Annotated in this window: 15 protein-coding genes and 1 tRNA gene; 8 read left to right on the forward strand and 8 right to left on the reverse strand. The window is 37.7% G+C overall.

The genetic code is table 11. The features are described 5' to 3' along the window. The coding region (locus tag FJ218_01570; protein ID MBM4165608.1) for a cation:dicarboxylase symporter family transporter at nt 1–582 on the reverse strand (582 nt) is incomplete at its 3' end. Between the two features lie 158 nt (nt 583–740). Here FJ218_01570 and FJ218_01575 point away from each other — a divergent pair. From FJ218_01575 to FJ218_01610, 8 genes are all read left to right on the forward strand, one after another. After that, entirely contained in the window at nt 741–1,097 is a 357-nt protein-coding gene (locus FJ218_01575) for an NADH-quinone oxidoreductase subunit A (protein ID MBM4165609.1), read from the forward strand. Further along, entirely contained in the window at nt 1,088–1,585 is a 498-nt protein-coding gene (locus FJ218_01580) for an NADH-quinone oxidoreductase subunit B (GenBank protein MBM4165610.1), read from the forward strand. Before FJ218_01575 ends, FJ218_01580 begins: the two co-directional genes overlap by 10 nt. Before the next feature lie 12 nt (nt 1,586–1,597). Next, nucleotides 1,598–2,149, forward strand: coding sequence for an NADH-quinone oxidoreductase subunit C (locus FJ218_01585; GenBank protein ID MBM4165611.1), 552 nt, complete (start codon nt 1,598–1,600; stop codon nt 2,147–2,149). After that, a complete protein-coding gene (gene nuoD, locus FJ218_01590) occupies nt 2,149–3,402 on the forward strand; it encodes an NADH dehydrogenase (quinone) subunit D (protein ID MBM4165612.1) in 1,254 nt (417 codons plus the stop codon). The genes FJ218_01585 and nuoD overlap by 1 nt, the downstream gene beginning before the upstream one ends. A gap of 50 nt (nt 3,403–3,452) precedes the next feature. Next, complete coding sequence (locus tag FJ218_01595) at nt 3,453–3,917, forward strand: NAD(P)H-dependent oxidoreductase subunit E (protein ID MBM4165613.1); 465 nt, start codon at nt 3,453–3,455, stop codon at nt 3,915–3,917. A gap of 75 nt (nt 3,918–3,992) precedes the next feature. After that, nucleotides 3,993–5,324: an NADH-quinone oxidoreductase subunit NuoF gene (nuoF, locus tag FJ218_01600; protein ID MBM4165614.1), complete on the forward strand. Its 1,332-nt coding sequence runs from the start codon at nt 3,993–3,995 to the stop codon at nt 5,322–5,324. Between the two features lie 57 nt (nt 5,325–5,381). After that, nucleotides 5,382–7,028 (forward strand): PAS domain S-box protein, encoded by a 1,647-nt coding sequence (locus FJ218_01605; GenBank protein MBM4165615.1) that lies wholly within the window; start codon nt 5,382–5,384, stop codon nt 7,026–7,028. Further along, nucleotides 6,991–8,379, forward strand: a complete 1,389-nt coding sequence (locus tag FJ218_01610; GenBank protein ID MBM4165616.1) for a sigma-54-dependent Fis family transcriptional regulator — start codon at nt 6,991–6,993, stop codon at nt 8,377–8,379. Before FJ218_01605 ends, FJ218_01610 begins: the two co-directional genes overlap by 38 nt. Before the next feature lie 10 nt (nt 8,380–8,389). On the opposite strand, the gene FJ218_01615 is transcribed toward FJ218_01610, so the two are convergent. From FJ218_01615 to FJ218_01645, 7 genes are all read right to left on the reverse strand, one after another. Then, a complete protein-coding gene (locus FJ218_01615; protein MBM4165617.1) occupies nt 8,390–9,358 on the reverse strand; it encodes a polyprenyl synthetase family protein in 969 nt (322 codons plus the stop codon). 57 nt (nt 9,359–9,415) lie between these two features. After that, nucleotides 9,416–9,490: transfer RNA gene (locus FJ218_01620), tRNA-Asn, on the reverse strand. A gap of 421 nt (nt 9,491–9,911) precedes the next feature. Continuing rightward, nucleotides 9,912–11,342, reverse strand: a complete 1,431-nt coding sequence (pyk, locus tag FJ218_01625) for a pyruvate kinase (protein ID MBM4165618.1) — start codon at nt 11,340–11,342, stop codon at nt 9,912–9,914. Then, the gene (locus FJ218_01630) at nt 11,339–12,103 is read right to left on the reverse strand and encodes an NAD-dependent deacylase (GenBank protein MBM4165619.1); all 765 of its coding nucleotides are present in this window, start codon (nt 12,101–12,103) and stop codon (nt 11,339–11,341) included. The genes pyk and FJ218_01630 overlap by 4 nt, the downstream gene beginning before the upstream one ends. Beyond that, nucleotides 12,100–14,295 (reverse strand): penicillin acylase family protein, encoded by a 2,196-nt coding sequence (locus FJ218_01635; GenBank protein MBM4165620.1) that lies wholly within the window; start codon nt 14,293–14,295, stop codon nt 12,100–12,102. The genes FJ218_01630 and FJ218_01635 overlap by 4 nt, the downstream gene beginning before the upstream one ends. A 32-nt stretch (nt 14,296–14,327) precedes the next feature. Further along, the gene (locus FJ218_01640) at nt 14,328–15,809 is read right to left on the reverse strand and encodes a hypothetical protein (protein MBM4165621.1); all 1,482 of its coding nucleotides are present in this window, start codon (nt 15,807–15,809) and stop codon (nt 14,328–14,330) included. Between the two features lie 41 nt (nt 15,810–15,850). Beyond that, complete coding sequence (locus tag FJ218_01645) at nt 15,851–16,828, reverse strand: hypothetical protein (protein ID MBM4165622.1); 978 nt, start codon at nt 16,826–16,828, stop codon at nt 15,851–15,853. Nucleotides 16,829–16,855: the final 27 nt, after the last annotated feature.

Consider the following 16,855-nt stretch of genomic DNA (forward strand, 5'->3'; position numbering starts at 1 on the left):
TTTTTCTTCTGCAATTTTTGTCAGCGCAGTTCCGAATAACAATGAGAATACAATGAGCGGAATCATTTCCATATTAACGATTGATTTTATAATGTTGCGCGGAACAAACATATCGAGAATTTGATTAACGATACCGAGTGTTCCCGATGCAACAGCAGTTCCGGTTTTTGCGCCGATTTCTTTTGTTTGCGATGCGTAAGAATTCATCAATGTTTCGCGGGCGGTTTGATCAAATCCTGCGCCGGGTTTTACTAATTCGAGCAACGTGATTCCGACAAACGCCGCGAAGGCAGACGTTATCAGAAAAAACAACAACGTTCGTCCGCCAATTTTTCCCAGTTTAGAAATATCGCCAAGTCCTGCAACGCCCGAAGTAAGCGATGCAAAAACGAGTGGAACAACAACGATAAAAAGCAAGCGAAGAAAGATTTGTCCGATGGGATGAGCAATCGAATCAATGAGCGTGTTTAATACTTGTTGCGCATTCGGATTTCCCGCGGCGGAAATATTTACAAGAGTGCCGACCAATGCTCCGAACGCAAGAGCGATGATGATGAGAGTGTGCGAAGAAAATTTTTTCATTTATGTTAGTGAAAAAGAATTGAAATACTCGTAAAAAAATCGCGTAGAAACTACAAATAATTTTTTTCTACTTCAAGCGAAATTGAAAAAGTTTAAATGAAAACTCTGTTTGTAAATGCTTCATTTTTCAATAGATTTACCGCACAATTTTTTTACTAATGCTCGAACTTTATCTTCCAATATTTATACTCTTCTTTTTCGCTGCTGCGTTTGGAATAATAATGTCCAACGTGAACAATTGGTTTGGTCCAAATCAGCCGACAGAAATTAAACTTACCACGTATGAAAGCGGAATGAAACCTATTCGCACTGCGCGAGAACGAGTTTCCGTAAAATATTATATGGTTGCAATGTTGTTCATCGTATTTGATATTGAAGTGGTGTTTCTTTATCCGTGGGCTGTGAATTTCAAATCGCTTGGAATGTTTGGCTTCGTTGAAATGTTCGTGTTCATTACAATTTTATTCATCGGCTATATTTACATTTTTAAAAAAGGAGCATTAAGATGGGATTAGAAATTGCAAAAGAAAGTTTTTTCACAACAACTATTGATGCAATGGTGAATTGGTCGCGGAAAAATTCTCTTTGGCCAATGCCGATGGGAATTTCATGCTGCGCAATTGAAATGATGGCGATGGCAAGTCCACGATTTGATGTTTCTCGTTTCGGAACGGAAGTGTTTCGTTTTTCTCCGCGTCAATCCGATTTGATGATTGTTGCTGGAACGGTAACGTATAAAATGGCGCATGTCGTGAGAAAAATTTATGACCAAATGCCCGAACCGAAGTGGGTAATTGCAATGGGCGCATGTTCTTCTTCCGGTGGAATGTATCGTTCGTATTCCGTTGTGCAAGGGATTGACCAATTTATTCCTGTTGATGTTTTTGTTGCCGGTTGTCCTCCTCGTCCCGATAATGTTTTGAATGCGTTGATTCATATTCAGAAAAAAGTTCAACTTGGAAAATCAGCGGGAGAGCGAGAAAAGATTTTTATTGGTGAGTAAAGTATATCTTCAATGAACAACATCCGCGAACTTCTTTTGAAAAAACTCAACGAACAATTTTCATCTGCGATTGAATCACTTAATAATTTTCGTGATGAAACAACAATAATTATCAAGAAAGAATACCTGATTTCCGTTTGTACATTTCTACGCGATGATACTGAACTTGCTTTTGATTCTCTGCGCGACGTTACTGCTGTAGATTATTCCGGATTTTTACAAAATCAACCACCGCACGACCACGATATTTCTGTTCCGGAAAAAATTCAACAGCAACTCGACACACGATTTCAAATCGTGTATAATGTGTATTCGATGAAAAATAATTTTCGAATTCGTTTGAAAGTAAAATTGAACGAAGATGAAAAAATTGCAACTGTTTCAACTGTTTGGAAATCTGCAAACTGGTACGAACGCGAAGTGTACGATATGTTCGGAATTACATTTGACGGACATCCCGATATGCGAAGAATGTATTTGCCTGAAGAATTTCAATTTCATCCGCTCAGAAAAGAATTTCCATTGATGGGAATTCCCGGTTCGCTTCCACTTCCAAAACACTAATGAGAAAAGTTCATTTCACAGAACCTTCTGAGCGCATCATTCAAGCCCTCAATGACCAAGACACAAGTTTTACAATTGATGACCCGCTTGAACATACGATGGTCCTCAATATGGGACCACAACACCCTGCAACACATGGCGTTTTGCGTTTGCTTGTTCGACTCGATGGAGAAACAGTTATTTCTTGCATTCCTGATTTAGGGTATCTTCATCGCGGGTATGAAAAATTGGGAGAGAATTGTTCTTATCACGAATTCATTACGCACACGGACCGACTCGATTATCTTTCTCCGCTTGCTAATAATGTAGCATACACACTTGCAGTAGAAAAATTAGCGAGGATAGAAGTTACAAAGCGCGTTCAATTCATTCGTGTTATTTGTGCAGAAATGGCGCGTCTTGCTTCGCATTTTGTTTTTCTCGGAACGATGTGTATGGATGTTGGCGCACTGACAATTTTGTTGTGGAGTTTTCGCGAAAGAGAAAAACTGCAAGACATAATGGATGTACTCACAGGAGTTCGTTTCACCAATAGTTTCGCCCGTATTGGCGGTGTTGCAAACGATATGAGCGACGAAGTGAAAAAAATGATTTCTGATTACGTTGAACAATTTCCAGAAAAAATTTATGAATGTGAAAAATTAGTTTTATCGAATAGAATTTTTATAGACCGTTGCGAAGGAGTTGGTTATATTTCTAAAGAAGATGCCATTTCTATGGGTGCAACGGGACCGATTTTACGCGGCAGTGGAATTGCGCATGACTTACGCCGCGACCATCCATATTTAGTGTACAACGAACTTGATTTCGATATTCCCGCTTTCAATGAAGGCGATGTGCTTGCGCGGTTTTATGTTCGCTTGAATGAAATGAAAGAGAGCATAAAAATTTTGAGGCAATGTTTGGAAAAAATTCCGCAAGGAAATGTGAAACCACCCGCGCCGAAAAAAGTTCTTCCTGATAAAGAAAAAATTTATTCGAAAATGGAAGAACTCATAAACGATTTTATGCTCATCAATTTCGGAATCAATCCGCCAATCGGAGAAGTGTACAATGCAATTGAAGGTTCAAAAGGCGAACTTGGATTTTATATAGTGAGTGATGGCGATGGAACTCCGTGGCGTTTGAAAATTCGCTCACCATCATTTTGTAATTTACAAGTTATGCCGCAAATGATAAAAGGAAATATGATTTCTGATATTGTTGCAATCATCGGCAGTGTTGACCCGGTGATGGGAGAAGCGGATAAATAAATGAGAGATTTTATGCAAAGCGTTTGGAAAGCCAATTCATAATTACATATATGCTTTCACAGGAAAACTTACAACAATTTGAACGACTTCAAAAATTTTATCCAACAAAAAAAGCGCTGACCCTTCCCGTGTTGTGGATGATTCAAGAACAAGAAGGATGGATCTCCGTAGAAGCAATGATGTATGTTTCTTCATTGTTAGAAATTCCCGTTGGCGATGTGTACGGCGTTGTTACGTTTTATACAATGTACAACCAACAACAGAGAGGGAAATATCATTTGCAGATTTGCACGAATATCTCTTGCCAATTGCGCGGTGCAGATAAACTTGTTGAACACGCTTGCAAAACCTTGAACGTGCAAACAGAAGAAAATACGAAAGACGGAAGATTTACCATTTCAAAAGTCGAATGTCTCGGAAGTTGCGGCACTGCACCAATGATGCAAATGAATAATGATTTTGTTGAAAATTTATCTGTTGAACAATTAGATATACTTTTGAACGAATTGAAATAATACCTCACGCAAAGAAGCAAAGATGCAAAGAAAATTTTTTTCAGCGACTTCGCGTCTTTGCGTGAGAAAAAAAATATGCAATTAGATTTTACAGAAAAACTTATTCTTCCAAACATTTCGAATCTTCACCAACTTTCTGTGTATGAAGAAAACGGCGGCTATCAAGCAATTCGGAAAGCATTTACAATGCAACCCGATGCTGTTACGAATGAAGTGAAACAATCCAATCTGCGCGGAAGGGGAGGAGCGTGTTTTCCCACCGGTTTGAAATGGACATTTATGCCGAAGTCCACTACAGCGGACAAGCAAACCGAAAAACCAAAATATCTTTGTTGCAACGCTGATGAAAGTGAACCGGGAACATTTAAAGACAGACAAATTATTGAGTTCAATCCGCATTTACTCATCGAAGGAATTTTATGCGCAGCGTATGCAATGGGAATAAAATCAACATACATTTATATTCGCGGAGAATATTACAAGTGGTATAAAATTTTACAAAACGCAGTTGAAGAAGCGTACGCGAAAAACTATATCGGTGAAAAAATTTTTGGAACAGAATTTTCAACTGACATCGTTGTTCACCGTGGAGCCGGAGCATACATTTGCGGAGAAGAATCTGCGTTGATGAATTCTGTAGAAGGAAAGCGTGGTTATCCGAGAGTGAAACCGCCATTTCCCGCAGCGTTTGGTTTGTGGGGATGTCCAACGACTATTAACAATGTTGAAACACTTTGCAACGTTCCACATATAATTAATCGTGGTTGGGAATGGTTTTCAAAAATTGGTTCACCAAAACATCCTGGAACAATTTTACTCGGTGTTAGTGGACATGTGAATAAACCCGGTGTATATGAATTTCCCACGGGAATTTTACTTTCCGATTTGATTTACGAAGTCTGCGGTGGTATTCCTGGAAATAAAAAAATCAAAGCAGTTATTCCTGGCGGTTCTTCGACAATGTGGATTCGCGGTGAAGAAATTGATGGTGTTCGAATGGATGCAGAATCATTGAAAACAGTTGGAACATCAATCGGGACGGGCGGTGTGATCGTGATGGATGAAGATACAGATGTTATCAAAGTTCTCTCGCGCATTGCTCATTTTTATCATCACGAAAGTTGCGGACAGTGTACACCATGTCGCGAAGGAACTGGGTGGATGGAAAAAATTCTTCACAATTTTGAAAGTAGTGAAGCAACACTTGAAGATATTGATTTACTTCTCGATGTTGCAAACAACATTGAAGGAAACACGATATGTGCTTTGGGAGATGCAGCAGCGTGGCCCGTGCAAAGTGTGATTAAAAAATTTCGCGGAGAGTTCGAACGACGTGTAAGAAAATCTCCAAAAGTTTCATCGTCTATAAAACCTCCACATCTGGTTTTTGCGCACGCAACTCCATAACTATTTCATTTCATTGAACACAGTAATTCTGTGACTTCTATACAATCCAGAGAAAAAATGAAATCTCCAAAAAAATTTACAAAATCTCAGTTGCGCAGTGGAATCATTTTTTTTGAACAGGATGAAAATCTTCAAAAAAAAATTTTCGAGTTAGAACTTGCCGTACCACTGAGACATTCTGCATCATTCGAGACAACAACGAAATTTCTTAACAATTTTCCCGAAGATATACTTTTAGCAAATGTCTTTTTGTTTCCCAATGACGGATTTGAATTGTCGCGTAAATTTCACAGCGAAGATTCATCGCGTTGTATCATTTTATATTCTTCCCTAAAAGTTTCTGAGGAAGAACACCGCCGTGCGTATCAATGCGGTGCATTTCAAATTGTAAGCGTCAATGACGGTTTTGCCGAATTATATCAGGCGATTCAGGAAGCACAATTATTGCTGCAAAAATATTCTCAATATTCGAATACGAAAAACGCAACTTCGCATTCGATGCTCATGTATTCAACGAAGAAAGAGCAAAATCTTTTAAGAGAAATCGAGCAACTTCGCGCAAGTGAAATCCGTTACAAGAATTATTTTGAGAATGCAAGTTTTCCGATTTTTGTTCTTGATCCGAAAAAAGATATTGTGTTGGAAATGAATGAACAAGCGGAACAGTTTCTTGGTTATTCTCGAGGCGAATTGAAACAAATGGGAAAACTTCCGTTCGTTTCTCCATCAACGCGTCTTCGAGACATTGTAAATTGGGGAATTCAACTAACAAATACTGCTACAATGCGCACAAAAAACGGAGAGTTCGTTGATGTTGAATTAACAGCAGGGTTGATTGACCAATCGTTGAACAACAACGTCAATTCTTCATTTCTGATATTATATGTCAAAGACGTTACGGAACAAAAAAGATTGCGTGAACAATTAGTGCAAGTGGAAAAAATGAGTTTGCTTGGAAGATTATCTGCGGGCATCGCTCACGAAATCCGCAATCCTTTGACAGCAGTAAAAATAAATTTGCAAGAGTTTGATTTACAAATTACTGAAGACCATCCGCTTCGCGATTCCCTTGCGTTAGCGTTAGAAGGCGTAAAACAAATTGAACAAATAATAGAAAACACGCTTGAGTTTGCACGCCCCACAAAACCGGAGCATGAAAAAGCAAACATCAATGAAGTATTAGAAAAGTCACTTTCATTTGCAAAAATTGCGTTACAAAAAAAACGAATTCAACTTCGTTTCAACTTTGCAACTTCGTTACCGTTTGTTCACATTGATACGCAACAAATTCAGCAAGTATTTTTAAACTTGTTAACCAATTCGATTGAAGCGTCAGAAAGCGGCGGTATCATTGAAGTACGTACATTTCTTGAAAAAAATTTTACTCCTTTCGTCATCTCAGCATATACAATAATCACCGAAAGCGAAAACTATCTTGCGCCCGAAGAAAACGATTATGCTGTTGTTGAATTTAAGGACTACGGTTCCGGAATTCCTAAAGAACATCTTGAGCACGTGTTCGAACCTTTTTTTACAACAAAGGCAAAGGGAACAGGATTAGGTCTTGCAATTAGTAAACAAATATTGGAGTTGCACAATGCCTTCGTTGCGATTTCAACAAATGAGGCCGGTACATCTTTCTTATGCTATTTCCCGATTTTAAAAAATGGAGAAACGAAAACTAAAAATTCTCGTCGCCGATGATGAAGTCCTTTTGACGAATTCGCTCAAAAGTATACTTTCCAGAATGGGATACGAAGTGCGTGTTTGTTACCATGGAGGAGAAGTATATGCGCTTGTCAAAGAATTTCAACCAGATGCAGTTTTGTTGGATATATTTTTGGGCGATGTCAACGGTATAGAATTGATGAAACGTCTGCGGGAAGAATTTGCAGAAATTCCTGTCGTGATGATAACGGCAAATTCCGATGTTTCGATGGCGGTTCGCGCAATGAAAGAAGGGGCAATGGATTATGTTGTCAAACCGTTTGATTTGGATATTCTCAACATTATCATTCAAAAAGCAGTTGAAAATGCAGCGTTGCGTACTTCCTATCGTCCTCAATCCCTTGGGAAAAAATCGTTATTTCTTCCTACCATCATTGCTGAAAGCGAAGAAATGAAATTGATTATGAACTTGGCTCGTCAGTTTGCATACAGTAATTCAACCACAGTGCTTATCCAAGGAGAAAGCGGAACTGGAAAAGAACTTGTGGCGCGTGCAATTCATCAGTTAAGTAATCGAACAAACGGTCCATTTATTTCACTTAATTGCGGTGCAATTCCACGTGACCTTGCAGAGAGCGAATTTTTTGGATATGAAAAAGGTGCCTTCACCGGAGCAACGGAAAAATTGAAACAAGGAAAATTTGAACTTGCGCATTATGGAACATTGTTACTTGATGAAGTTGGAGAATTAAGTTTAGATATGCAAGTAAAATTATTACGCATCTTGGAAGAAAAACGATTTTACCGATTGGGTGGAACGAAAGAAATCGAAGTAGATGTGAGAGTACTTGCTTCTTCCAATAGAGATTTAATTCAGGAAGTTGCCGCACATCGGTTTCGTGAAGATTTGTTCTATCGTTTGAATGTTGCAACAATCACGATACCTCCACTACGGGAGAGAAAAAGAGATATAATTCCGATGGCAGAAACGTTCTTAAAAGAATTTTCACAAAAATTCAACAAAGCCGAATTCATATTGTCCGCGGAATCGAAAATATTTTTAGAGAATTATCTTTGGCGCGGTAACGTACGAGAATTGAGAAATGCACTCGAAAGAATCGTGCTCCTTCACTCGCCGTGCGAAATTACCGTATCACAATTTTCTTTCCTCAAAACTCCTGATAACGGATTCAGTACAATGAAGAATTTTTATTATAATGCTCTTCCGATTGCACAAGAAACAAATTCTGTTCGCGACTCAATTATGAAAGCGTTGGAGCAATCGAAAGGTAATCAATTAAAAGCCGCAAAAATTCTCGGACTCACGCGTTCCAAACTTCGTTACAGAATAGAACAACTGCATATAGATATTTCGCAGTACAAATAGAATCATTGCACTACGAACTTCTTGCAATTAAATGACGGGAAAAATTCACCAGTAATTGTTTTTCATGTGAGGAAGGAAAGACATCGAGTTCGTTTAACGCTTCATCGGTGTATTGCTTGACAAGATTCGATGCTTCGGTATGCAAATTCATATCGCGGAATTTTTTTATTACAGCGGAAATCTGACTGCTCGAAATTTTTCGTGAAGCAAGACGAAGTATCATCTCATCGCGCGGATTTATTTCTAATGAGCGAACTAAAAAAAAGGTTCGTTTCCCTTCCAGAATATCGCCTCCGATTTTTTTCCCGAACGTTTTTTCGTCGCCGAAATTATCTAAATAATCGTCCTGAATTTGAAATGCTATCCCTATGTTTTTCCCAAATAATTCTAACGCGCGCAGTTTGCGTTTCGTACAATGTGAAGAAATTCCTCCTAACATCGCCGCAGTTGCGCACAATGCCCCCGTTTTTTTTTCAATCATCGAAATATATTCTTGAAGAGAAATATCCAATCGCGCTTCAAATTGTTTATCTAATGCTTGCCCTTCGCACACATCGGAAAATCCTTTTGTGAATACAGTAACGTAAGCAATGTTGTTTTTGAAATTAGTTTTGCTGAAAATATTGTAGGCAAAAGAAAGAAGCAAATCTCCGGTAAGTATTGCAGTTCCTACGTCCCATTTTTCATGAAGCGTTTCTCTTCCGCGCCGGAAACTTGCATTATCCATGATGTCGTCGTGAACAAGAGTGAACAAATGCAATAGTTCTATCGCAGTGGCAACTCCGAGTGTATTTTCAAGTTTCCCTCCACACATAGAACTCGATAGAAACGTAAGAATCGGTCGAACCCGTTTTCCGCTTTGGAGTAATTCATACGAGATGAATTCCTTGAATGCAGAATTGTTTTTTTTCATCACTAATGTTAATTCTTTCTCAATGGTATTTTTCAATGCTTGCACTCGAGATTGCAAAGATTTCATCAACGTTAAATAAACAATTCTGAAAAAAAATGAAAAGCCAATTTTTCAATTGGCTTGTTGCTCCACAGGCGGGACTCGAACCTGCAACCCTCCGGTTAACAGCCGGATGCTCTGCCATTGAGCTACTGTGGAATGATATATTGTAATTTTTTTTAAAAAAATTCGGGGAAAAGATACAAATTTTTCTTTTTTAATATAGAGATACAATAAATTATTTTTTTGGAAAAATTTCCAGCAGTGTTATTTTTTCAGTAATGCTTCAGAAAAGTTGATAAAGGGAAAATAGAGAATAAAAAGAGAATTTTTTCACAGTCATCAATGGTCGTGCTGAAATGCAACAACTCTTGTGAACCACGGCAAAATTTTTCAGTAAATCGTCAAGCAGTGGATGTTTCCCGCGTTTGCATAACGCACAACGCAGAGACATAAATTTTCAATCTAACTTTCTTTTAATTTGTTCCATATTCTACTTTCATCTCCGCTCTAAGTTTTATAGCCATCCAAATTTTATGTGTTTCATCATTTAAGACAATATGTATAATGAACTAGATTTCTATTCTAATTTTTCTATTTTAATGGTATCGGTATTTCTCGATTCAAAAAAAGGGATTCCGGAAACTTCAACGATAAAATCTCCGCGGTATGCGAAGCCGTCTTCAACTAAAGATTTTCTTATGATGCGAAATCCTTCCTCTGCATGTTCTGGTGTACGTTCGAGAACAAATCCGTGAACACCCCAAACGAGATTTAATTGTCTGAGCGTTTGTTCATTGTCGGTAATAGCAATGATACGTGCTTTCGGTCGGAATGAAGAAATTTTTCGCGCAATTTCTCCATCGTGCGTTAGAACAGCGATTCCACTTGCATTTACTTTTTTTGCAAGAACACACGCCGCTTTTCCGATTGCATCGTTAATGTCAGAATATTTTTCGTCCGAAGTTCTTATGTCTCGAACGGGAAGAATCTCTTCTGCTTTGCGCACTATTTTATCCATCATTGCTACTGTTTGTACGGGAAATTTTCCAATGGAAGTTTCTCCGCTCAACATTACAGCATCTGCGCCATCAAGTACTGCATTAGCAACGTCATTTGTCTCTGCACGTGTTGGGAAAGGATTTTCTGTCATCGTCTCCAACATTTGTGTTGCAACGATAAGTAATTTTTCTTTTGCCGCCGTTTGATATGCAATCATTTTTTGTAATACAGGAACTTGTTCCATCGGCATTTCAACTCCCAAATCTCCACGTGCAACCATTATTCCATCAGCAACGTCAATGATATTTCCAATTTCGTTAATCGCTTCCGGTTTTTCTATCTTTGCTATAATCGGAATGTTGAAACCGTTTTTCAGCATAAATTTTCTAAAATACTGAACATCGGATGCTCGCCGAACAAACGATAATGCCATATAATCTACACCATTATGCAATCCGAATAATGCATCTTCTTCATCTTTTTCCGTTAATGATGGAGAACTGACGTTGACACCTGGCAAATTTATTCCTTTGTTGGGTTTTAAAATTCCTCCGACTATAGTTTCGCACAACACTTCCGTTGGTTTCGTAGAGATTGCACGAAGTTCTAACTTTCCATCGTCTATCAAAATTTTGTCTCCCGGTTTCACATCTTCGGCAAAACGTTGATACGTCGTTGACACGATTTCTTTTGTTCCGAGACGTTCGTTGATGGAAATAGTAATTGCATCTCCAGCACGTAATTCAATTTTTTCGGCAACAAGTTTTCCAATACGGATTTTTGGACCTTGCAAATCCTGAAGAATTGCAATTGACTCGCCAACATTTCGCGCAGCTGTTCGAACGGTTTGCAAGCGTATCAAATGGTCGTTATGATTTCCGTGCGAAAAGTTTAAACGCGCAACGTCCATTCCTGCGTTCATCATTTTTTCTAATGTTTCTACGGAACTGGAAGAAGGACCAAGGGTGCAAATTATTTTTGTTTTACTATACGAACGAAGAATATTCATACTTGTGTTTGGGATAATTGATGGATAAGTTCGGGAAATACTTCACCTGATTTCAACGAAAAATTTTCGTCCATTATGGATGTTAACGGTGTTTGTTCAATATTTATTTCTACGAGATATGCAGAAAATTGTTTTGCCAGTTCTATTAGTGACGCTGCTGGATATACAATTGAAGACGTGCCGACAGAAAAAAATACAGTGCATTTCTTCACTGCTGTAATTGCCAAATCCCATACTTGCGTTGAAAGATTTTCACCAAACCAAACGACATCGGGACGTATAAGTGCGTTACAGAGATTGCAGCGCGGGGTACAAAACTTTCTTGCTCTTTCAATACGTGAATATATTTCTTCGTTTGAAAAAAACGTTTTACACTGAATGCAATAGTTGCGTTCAATATTTCCGTGTAATTCCAATACGTGCGTACTTCCGGCGCGCTTGTGTAAATTATCAATGTTTTGTGTAATAACAACAACATTTTTTACATACGATTCCAGCTGAGCGATTGCATAATGTCCTGCATTTGGTTGAATTGATGACATTATCTTTTTTCTGTGCAGATACCATTCCCAAACTAATTCAGGATTTTTTAAGAACGAATCAAAGTTTGCGAGTTCTTCCGCTTTAAATTTTTTCCAAATGCCATCTTCTCCGCGAAATGTGGGAACGCCGCTTTCTGACGATACACCGGCACCGGTAAAAACGACAACACATTCTGATTGCTTTAAGTGCAGTAATAATTGATGTGATAGTCGAATCATTGAGGTAATAGTGTTACAGAATTATCACCGAGGTTTGATTTTTTTTGAACGTTAATTTTGTGATAGTCATTATTGAGCAAAAGCGGCATAAAATTTTTATAGTTTGCACTTAATGGATGCCCCGATTCACCTGCGAAAATCGTTACAAATATTTCCTGCGGAGAAGAAAAATCAATCATCAATTTTGCTGAAGTAAGTTGCGGTTCGAGATAGAAGTATTTCAAAAAAATCTGTTCTGTTCTTTTTTGTGAAATACGTGTAATCGTTGTCGGCTGAGTTAAAAAAAATGTTTTGAATAATTCACTTCGTTCACCAAGAGGATGATAATAGGAAAGCGAATGAACATATTTCCATTGCCATAGTTTCATTTCTGTTCCATAATACTTCTCTAAATCGAATATAGCGGCTCGATAACTTGTACGAAGTATTTCATCGCGAGTTTCTTTTTTTTCGGTATGAATGTTATCGAACCATTCTTCGTTATTATGAAGGAGAATGTTATCCATCATTATTGACACAAGATATTCTTGCTGAATTAACGCTTGAAGCATTTCTTTTCCAATTTCATCTTCAAGCGTACATTCGAGAAGTTTATAAAAGAATGCGTTGAAAAGAGTTGGTGCAATTTCTTCCGACAGCGAACGATTATCCCAGTTGCGAAGGTGTTGCAACGACAATTGAATAGTTTCGGAGAGTTGAGTTTCATTTTCAAATGACGATAGAATCATCGGAATTATTTTATTCGCGCGAAGCGATATGATAGTATTCTGAATATCACGACAGGTAAAGAGATTGAAATTATTGATGGTATCCAGTATTGACCGAAGTCGAATATATTCCCACGATGTATGTTCTTCCGTTAATATCGAATAAGGAGATTTGCTACTGTCGTTAGGTGATACCAAGATGGATTTTTCGTTCACCAATAATATTTTATTCTTGAAGTGATGTTTTTCGATGTTGTGTTGTACTTCATCAAGAGTTGTTGATGTATGCAGTGTAAAATAAAAATCAAGAGTAAACTGAATGCTATCTGCAAATTTTCTGAGAATAACAGGACGACGAGTAGATGATGTTTGTCTAACGTCGTCTCGCAACACCGTATTGATAATTGTTCCCCATTGTGTTTCCTGAATTTTTATTGTTACAACATCGTTGCGTTTTTTTACTTTTATGTTCTCGTTGCGTAAAAAAAACTGTGGATACGAGTTTTGAGAGTGTAAAAAATTTTTTGATGCTGAATAATTAGGATAACAAGTCCACGCAATCGAATTATTTTTCCCGGAAAAAATAATTGGAATACCGGGAATAGTAACACCAACGATACTGTTGTTTTCAAATGTCGTCTGCAGAATAAACCAGCGAAAGAGAATTGAAGTAGAAGTGTAATATGTTGTTGCTGTTAATGGTTTGGAACGCTTCGGAGGAAGTATAGCAAAGGAAGTGATTCGTTCATTTTGTTGCAGTTGAAATTTTTCGTTAAAAGCAAGAAACGTGGTGAAGAAAAAAGAAGGAAATGATGTCGAGTCTGTTTTTAAAACTGTATTTTCATTTTGAAAAGGAAAGAGAGGGAGAACTTTTTGATTGTCATTATATTGACAGATGCGAGAAATAAGTAATTCGTGCGCCAAAGAATTATTGTTGAGCAAATCAAATAACAGTAGGGTAAGAATACAATCCTTCGCACTCCACTTTTCATGAGCATAATTAAGTATTGAAAATTCAAGAGGAAGCGAAGATGAATATGATGAGATAAACGAATTGATTCCTAATGAATAAGCATCAAGTAACTCGAGTGTATGCGGAGAACATTGCTGAACGAGCAAAGAACTCTTTTCTGTTAAGTTTAAAGTTCTGAACAAAATATCGAAATCGAGCATTTGTTCGCCGAAAAATTCTGAAAGTTTTCCTTGTGCAATGAGTCGTTGAATATCCATTTGCCACAATCGTTCCTCTGCGTGAATGTATCCCATTGCAAAATAAGCGTCGTGTTCGTTCGAGGCAATACTATGGGGAACGCCTAATTCATCGCGTTCAATATTGATAGCTGCAGAAATTCCACCGAATGTTTTTTTGTCGTGGTACTTTGGAAGAGATTTTGTAAGGATATGAGAGAAGAAAAGAATTCCGCTTGCTACCAAAAAGAGTAATGCAAAAATGCTTCCAATTGTTACTGTCGTGGTTTTGTGCAAGCAAAAATTAAAATAAGTATCGGAGAAAAGCTCTAATAGCGATACGTAATTGTTGCAAAAATTGTATGGGTAGTAATTTTTTCTTGAATGGTAAACCCTTTATCAGGTGCATTTGAAAATGAATCCCAAAAACCGTTTGCATACGCGATATCAACCGCAATCGCGTCTTGCAAAACATAGCCAGCGCCAACGGTGATATATTTTTTTGCAAAGGAATTTGGATCATTTTTGTATGCAGAAGGGAAAAACATCAATCCACTTCGGAGAGAAATAGGAAATTTCTGGAACTCATAATCTACTCCTACTCTGTATGAAAGAGTTGTTCGAAATCGTTCTTTGATTTCCGTGTTGAGATATTCGAGTTGTGGGGGAACATCAGAAAAATTCATTTGTGTCCAGTCAGAAAATTCGGAAGATGCGCTTAATAATAAATTTTCGATATAGAGTGAACCTCCAACAGAAAGTTGAAAAGGAGAAGTAACGTCGAAACTTGTTTTATCGGGAGGCTCATTTCTCTCTGGTTCGTCGAAAAAAACACGGCTATCGCGTTCAACGGTTTGTGCTGTAAAATTACTTTCTCGTAGTATTCTAAACTCTTCTTCGATAGAAAGAATTGTTGGTGTTTGAATTTTTATTCCAATAGTTGAGATGTTGTTAAAATTGTATAACAATCCAATTTGTGCGTCAAATCCTCCAATATCTTCTGAAATAGTTTCTTCGACATTGAGGTGCGTAAAATCAAATGGAGAAGCCTGATAAAGATTTTGTGCATCGTATTCTGAATAGTTTTGGATGTATTTATAATCACCACGAATGATATTGAGCGTTCCGCCTAAAAATAATTGCGGTGCTGCTTCCACTGATACGGATAGAGTCCATCGGCTCATTCCTCCATCTTCAAAAAGCGAGCCTGATTGTTGGACATTATTTTTTATAGGACTATCAAAAAAATAAGTTGTATCATTTCCAATAATGCTTGTATTGATGTTTGCAAGGTACAACTGGTACGCAAGACTTTGATAGCCATCATTTTTTAGAGGGAATGTTAATCCGTCTTTTGCCCAATTTTGAATGATTGAACTCTTTGTATTGAATCCGGAAAATTTCAAACCAGTGGTGAAATTTTTTGTTTGTGAAAATCCAAGACCAACGACAAAACTTCCTTGATACGTTGGTAGGGGAAAAACAAAGCCAACGCTGTTCACATTGGTTGAGGAATTAGAAAATTCCTCTTGCGATGTTAGATATGTGCTTTTATCAGAAAAAATAAAATTCGAAAAGTTAAAAGATATTTCTGAATGTTGTAATAATCCAAGTCCTGCTGGGTTCCAGAATGATGCCGAAAAATCGTTTGCAACACCAACAAATGCATTTCCCATTCCCAAACTTCTTGCGCTTATTCCTTCTCCGGAAGAAGCAAGACGATACGCATCTTCAACAAATTGCGCGCGCGAAATATTAAATGCAATAAAAAAAAATAAGAAGAAAAGAATTGTTTGTTTTTTTTCAAACATAATTTTGGGTCGTCGAGAATACAAGAAAATATTTTTAGAAACTATTCATCCTTTTTTCTGCTCGTATTACCCTTGTTTTGTTGTGGTGGAGGAGAAGCAGTTCGTTGTTGCGGCGTGTTTGATGGCTTATCGAAATTTCTTTGAGTACGTTCATCTCTTTTCACTGAAGGATTTTCATTTTGTCGCGGTTGAACATCATTGCGGGGAGATTGCGATTCAACATCTACTTTAGGTTGGTTTGCTTGATTGGGACGATAATCTCTTCCGGAACGTGGAGAACGTGCTCTGCTATCGCGAGGACCTCTTCTTCCGGAATTATCGCGAACAGTTCGACCGCTTCGTGTATCTCTGTCGTTAGAATTTTTTTTGAATGAATTTCCGTCAATTCTCCCGCCGGTAATTACTCCAGAAGGTAAATCAACTGAACCGGGATGAGACTCTGAAGCTCTTTCATAAGAATTTCTGTCTTCTCTGCTAATTCCGTCCGCTCGCGTTCGTCCAAAATTTCGAACTGACTTAACTGTTTGAGTAGGACTATCGTACCAATATCCATAATAATATGGATAGTATGAATAGTGTCCCGGATAATAATGCCAACTCCATGGATTGTACGTAGCATATCGTGTTCCGCACCATCCGTACGAATAGTAATAGGGTTGATAGTACCACGAATAATTCCAATCATCATACCATGGATCGTTATAGGCAAACCAAAACGAACTTGAAGGCCAATAGTAACTATAAGAAAGTCTGGGATGAGGCCACCAATCATTGTTGCCAAAATAATAATTATTAATTACTGGATAATTATCATTGTATTCATAGTCGTACGATGTATTATCCTCATTATTCTGGATTGCAGAATTGTCATTTATATCTTCGTTCGACTGCGAATTTTCAGAAAAATTTTTTTCACGATACGTCGGACGTTCGTTTTCCAATGCTAATTTTGTATAGCATCCACTGATGACGAAAGAAATGATAAAAAGAAAAGCAGAAGTTTTTATGAATGTACTCATAATAGTATTCCTTATTATTTTTTGAAG

It is taken from the genome of Ignavibacteria bacterium, assembly GCA_016873775.1.
In the GTDB taxonomy this organism is placed as follows: Bacteria; Bacteroidota; Ignavibacteria; order UBA10030; family F1-140-MAGs086; genus JAGXRH01.

Bases quoted from the DNA above. Each gene is read 5' to 3' on its own strand.
- FJ218_01575 (MBM4165609.1), top strand. From the start codon at position 741: ATGCTCGAACTTTATCTTCCAATATTTATACTCTTCTTTTTCGCTGCT.
- FJ218_01580 (MBM4165610.1), top strand. From the start codon at position 1,088: ATGGGATTAGAAATTGCAAAAGAAAGTTTTTTCACAACAACTATTGAT.
- FJ218_01585 (MBM4165611.1), top strand. From the start codon at position 1,598: ATGAACAACATCCGCGAACTTCTTTTGAAAAAACTCAACGAACAATTT.
- nuoD (MBM4165612.1), top strand. From the start codon at position 2,149: ATGAGAAAAGTTCATTTCACAGAACCTTCTGAGCGCATCATTCAAGCC.
- FJ218_01595 (MBM4165613.1), top strand. From the start codon at position 3,453: ATGCTTTCACAGGAAAACTTACAACAATTTGAACGACTTCAAAAATTT.
- nuoF (MBM4165614.1), top strand. From the start codon at position 3,993: ATGCAATTAGATTTTACAGAAAAACTTATTCTTCCAAACATTTCGAAT.
- FJ218_01605 (MBM4165615.1), top strand. From the start codon at position 5,382: ATGAAATCTCCAAAAAAATTTACAAAATCTCAGTTGCGCAGTGGAATC.
- FJ218_01610 (MBM4165616.1), top strand. From the start codon at position 6,991: ATGGAGAAACGAAAACTAAAAATTCTCGTCGCCGATGATGAAGTCCTT.
- FJ218_01615 (MBM4165617.1), bottom strand. From the start codon at position 9,358: ATGAAATCTTTGCAATCTCGAGTGCAAGCATTGAAAAATACCATTGAG.
- pyk (MBM4165618.1), bottom strand. From the start codon at position 11,342: ATGAATATTCTTCGTTCGTATAGTAAAACAAAAATAATTTGCACCCTT.
- FJ218_01630 (MBM4165619.1), bottom strand. From the start codon at position 12,103: ATGATTCGACTATCACATCAATTATTACTGCACTTAAAGCAATCAGAA.
- FJ218_01640 (MBM4165621.1), bottom strand. From the start codon at position 15,809: ATGTTTGAAAAAAAACAAACAATTCTTTTCTTCTTATTTTTTTTTATT.
- FJ218_01645 (MBM4165622.1), bottom strand. From the start codon at position 16,828: ATGAGTACATTCATAAAAACTTCTGCTTTTCTTTTTATCATTTCTTTC.